This window comes from Streptomyces racemochromogenes (assembly GCF_044129415.1).
Lineage (GTDB): Bacteria > Actinomycetota > Actinomycetes > Streptomycetales > Streptomycetaceae > Streptomyces > Streptomyces racemochromogenes_A.
The window spans coordinates 1-3,938 of sequence record NZ_JBBDHD010000253.1; the positions used below are offsets into that span (position 1 = coordinate 1).

The window sequence follows — 3,938 nt, forward strand, 5'->3', positions numbered from 1 at the left end:
GGACTTGAACCCCCACGCCCGATAAAGGGCACTAGCACCTCAAGCTAGCGCGTCTGCCATTCCGCCACCCGGACCGGGTGTGTGCCTCCCGGCCTCGCGGCCGTTCCGACGTGGAAAACATTACCAAACAGTCCGGGGTCCTCGATCACACCCCCTCCGGCTGACGGACCGCCCTTGGGGAGAGCGCCCCCGGGCGGGAGGATGGGGAGACAGCCGGTACGTGATCAGTGGGAGGAAACAGCGTGAGCGCATCGGGCGCGGGCCACACCGTCTCGGGCCAGGACGAGGTCGTCGACCTCTGCCGGGACCTCATCCGGATCGACACCAGCAACTACGGGGACCACTCGGGCCCCGGCGAGCGCAAGGCGGCCGAGTGGGTCGCCGAGAAGCTCGCCGAGGTCGGGCTGGAGCCGCAGATCTTCGAATCGCACAAGGGCCGCGCCTCGACCGTGGCGCGCATCGAGGGCGAGGACCCCTCGCGGCCGGCGCTGCTGATCCACGGGCACACCGACGTGGTCCCGGCCAACGCCGCCGACTGGACCTACGACCCCTTCTCGGGCGAGATCGCCGACGGCTGCGTGTGGGGCCGCGGCGCCGTCGACATGAAGGACATGGACGCGATGACGCTGGCCGTCGTGCGCGACCGCATGCGCAGCGGGCGCAAGCCCCCGCGCGACATCGTGCTGGCCTTCCTCGCGGACGAGGAGGCGGGCGGCACCTACGGCGCCCGCCACCTCGTGGACAAGCACCCCGGGCTCTTCGAGGGCGTCACCGAGGCGATCGGCGAGGTCGGCGGCTTCTCCTTCACCGTGAACGAGAACCTCCGCCTCTACCTGGTGGAGACGGCCCAGAAGGGCATGCACTGGATGCGGCTGACGGTCGAGGGCACGGCCGGTCACGGCTCCATGACCAACACCGACAACGCGATCACCGAGCTGTGCGAGGCCGTCGGCCGCCTCGGCCGCCACACCTGGCCGGTCCGCGTCACGAAGACCGTTCGGCACTTCCTCGACGAACTCTCGGACGCGCTCGGAACCCCGCTCGACCCCGACGACATGGACGCCACCCTCGCCAAGCTCGGCGGGATCGCCAAGATGGTCGGCGCGACGCTGCGCAACTCGGCCGCCCCGACGATGCTCGGCGCCGGCTACAAGGTCAACGTCATCCCCGGCCAGGCCACGGCGCACGTGGACGGCCGCTTCCTGCCGGGCTACGAGGACGAGTTCTTCGCCGACCTCGACCGGATCCTCGGGCCGCGCGTCAAGCGGGAGGACGTGCACGCGGACAAGGCGCTGGAGACGGACTTCGACGGGAGGCTCGTGGACGCCATGCAGGGCGCCCTGCGGGCCGAGGACCCGATCGCCCGCGCCGTCCCGTACATGCTCTCCGGGGGCACGGACGCCAAGTCCTTCGACGACCTCGGCATCCGCTGCTTCGGCTTCGCGCCGCTCCAGCTGCCGCCGGAGTTGGACTTCGCGGGCATGTTCCACGGCGTGGACGAGCGGGTTCCGGTCGATGGCCTGAAGTTCGGCGTACGCGTGCTCGACCGTTTCCTCGACCACGCCTAACGCCCGGGATTCGGGAAGGTGTGCGCATTCCACTGAGAAGAGTGAATGCGCTCATACGCTCGTAGCCCCGGTGATCCCTCCTCGTTACAGGTGGTGCGGTCCGCGGCTGGGACCGCATTGCCTACTAGGAGGAACAATGCTCAAGAAGGTTGTCGCCGCTGCGGCTGCCACCGGTGGTCTCGTTCTCGCGGGCGCCGGTCTCGCCGCCGCCGACGCGGGTGCCCAGGGTGCGGCCATCGGCTCCCCCGGTGTCGCGTCCGGCAACGTCGTCCAGGTTCCCGTGCACGTGCCGGTCAACGTCTGCGGCAACACCGTGAACGTGATCGCGCTGCTGAACCCGGCCTTCGGCAACACCTGCGTCAACGCCTGACGCTTCTGAAGTTCTGGCCCCGGAGCGCAATCCAGCGCTCCGGGGCCGCCGGGCATTACGGCCCGGATCCGGATCATGTCGGCGTGGCAGGCGGGGGAGCCCGCGACAGCCTGTGCGCGCCGCGCGAACGCACACACCAGGGGACGAGTACAGATGCGACGACCTGTCCAGGTCACGAGGAAGACGCTGATCACGATGGCGGCGGCAGGGGGTGTCCTCGCCCTCGGCGGCGGATACGCGCAGGCGGACGCCGGAGCCTCCGGGCACGCCGCGAACTCCCCGGGCCTGCTGTCCGGGAACAACGTGCAGGCGCCGGTGGACGTGCCGGTGAACGCCTGCGGCAACACCGTCACGGTGGTGGGGGGCCTCAACCCGGCCTTCGGCAACCGCTGCGCCAACGAGTCCGGCGGCCCGCAGCACCCGGGCCACCCCGGGAACCCGGGCAACCCGGGGCACCCCGGCAACCCGGACGACGGCGACGAGGACTGCGACGAGGACGAGCCGGAACACCCCGGGCACCCCGGCGGCGAGCACCCCGGCCACCCGGGCAACCCCGGCACCCCGGGCGGACACACCCCCGGCGGCAACCCCGGCACCCCGGGCGGTCAGACGCCCGGCACCCCCGGGACGGGCACCCCGGGCGGCCAGAACCCGGGCGGCGGACAGCACCCCGGCACCCCGGGCGGTCAGACCCCGGGCACCCCGGGCACGGGCACCCCCGGAACGGGCACCCCCGGTACGCCCGGCACCTCCACCGGCCCCGGATCGGGCGGCTCCACCACCCCGGCGGCCCACACCGGTACGACGCCCGGCGCGGGGCTCGCCGCGACCGGCGCCGGTGACGCCATGACGGCCGGCCTCCCGCTCGCGGGCGGGCTGCTGCTGGCCGGCACCGTCCTCTACCGGCGCGCCCGCAGCGCGGCCTGACGCACCGCCACGACGCGGGCCCCGGACCACCGGGGCCCGCGTCGTCGCGCGAGCGGCCACCGCACGGTCACCAGGTGGCTCTGACCTGGCGGATGATCCGGCGGCGCAGCCGCGCGCGGCGGCTGCCGTCCTGGTACAGGGTCAGGCGGTCGAGCTCCCAATGCCCGTACTCGGCATGGTCGGTCAGCAGGCGGGTCGCCTCCTTGCGGGGGGTCCCGCGGGGCACGTACACGTCGACGAATTCGTATTCCGGCATCGCATCTATTGTGCGGGCACCGGCCCGCTACGGATAGCGTCTGCACTATGTCTGATGCCGCTCTGCCCACTGTTGCCGAGGTACGCGCCGCCGCCGAGGCGGTCAAGGCCGCTCTCGACCGTCACCTCGCCGCGGTCGAGAGCAGGATCGGGGACGAGGACCCGGCCGTCTACGCCGCCTTCAACGAACTCGCCGCCGCCGCCGAGGAGTACGACGAACTCCTCTACGACCGCTACGACGAGGTCACCCCCTTCGAGATCCCCACGCCCGAGACCGGGGCCCGCTACACCGGCCCCGCCGAGCCCGCCGCCTTCAGCGTGCTCATCCGCCGCGACTACGCCGTCGTCGAACCGGCCCGGCTGATCGCCCAGGCCGAGCGGGTCGCCGCGCACGACCGCGACGCCGAACTCATCGACGACGGCGGGACCGGCGGAGCGCTGGGCGTGCTCTTCGGGGAGTACGAGCCCGACGAGATCGCCTCCCGCTCCAAGGACTTCGGCCTGGAGGAAGGTGACTCCACCCTCTGGATCGCCGCACTGGAGGAGGTGGCGGAACCGGGGGACTGGCTGGGCTCCCCCTTCGGCCAGACCGATCCGCAGGACGTCCTGCACCGGTTCGACGTCAGCTCCGTCTTCGACGAGGACGGGGAGTACTTCGAGGACGACGACACCGACGGCAGCCCCGCCGCGCCCTCCGGACTGGCTCCCGCCTGAGAACGCGGTGGGGGGCCCCCCCCCCCCGGGGGGGGGGCCCCCGCCGGGGGGGGGCGGCCCCCCCCCCCCCCGGGGGGGCCCCCCGGGCCCCCCCCCGGCCCCCG

General features: G+C 72.9%; 5 protein-coding genes. 4 read left to right on the forward strand and 1 reads right to left on the reverse strand.

The features are described 5' to 3' along the window. Positions 1–242 precede the first annotated feature (242 nt). The 3 genes from WDV06_RS36430 to WDV06_RS36440 all read left to right on the forward strand — a co-directional run bounded on the left by WDV06_RS36430 (position 243) and on the right by WDV06_RS36440 (position 2,865). Positions 243–1,568, forward strand: coding sequence for a M20/M25/M40 family metallo-hydrolase (locus tag WDV06_RS36430; protein WP_395514091.1), 1,326 nt, complete (start codon positions 243–245; stop codon positions 1,566–1,568). 136 nt (positions 1,569–1,704) lie between these two features. Continuing rightward, complete coding sequence (gene chpH / locus WDV06_RS36435; protein ID WP_042816431.1) at positions 1,705–1,938, forward strand: chaplin ChpH; 234 nt, start codon at positions 1,705–1,707, stop codon at positions 1,936–1,938. A 153-nt stretch (positions 1,939–2,091) separates the two neighbouring features. Beyond that, on the forward strand, positions 2,092–2,865 hold the full coding sequence (locus tag WDV06_RS36440; RefSeq protein WP_395514092.1) for a chaplin: 774 nt from the start codon (positions 2,092–2,094) through the stop codon (positions 2,863–2,865). 67 nt (positions 2,866–2,932) lie between these two features. Here the strand turns inward: WDV06_RS36440 and WDV06_RS36445 are convergent, their stop codons facing one another. After that, positions 2,933–3,121, reverse strand: a complete 189-nt coding sequence (locus WDV06_RS36445; RefSeq protein WP_395514093.1) for a DUF5703 family protein — start codon at positions 3,119–3,121, stop codon at positions 2,933–2,935. Positions 3,122–3,168: 47 nt separating this feature from the next. On the opposite strand from WDV06_RS36445, the gene WDV06_RS36450 reads away from it, so the two are divergent. After that, positions 3,169–3,834: a hypothetical protein gene (locus WDV06_RS36450; protein WP_395514094.1), complete on the forward strand. Its 666-nt coding sequence runs from the start codon at positions 3,169–3,171 to the stop codon at positions 3,832–3,834. Positions 3,835–3,938: the final 104 nt, after the last annotated feature.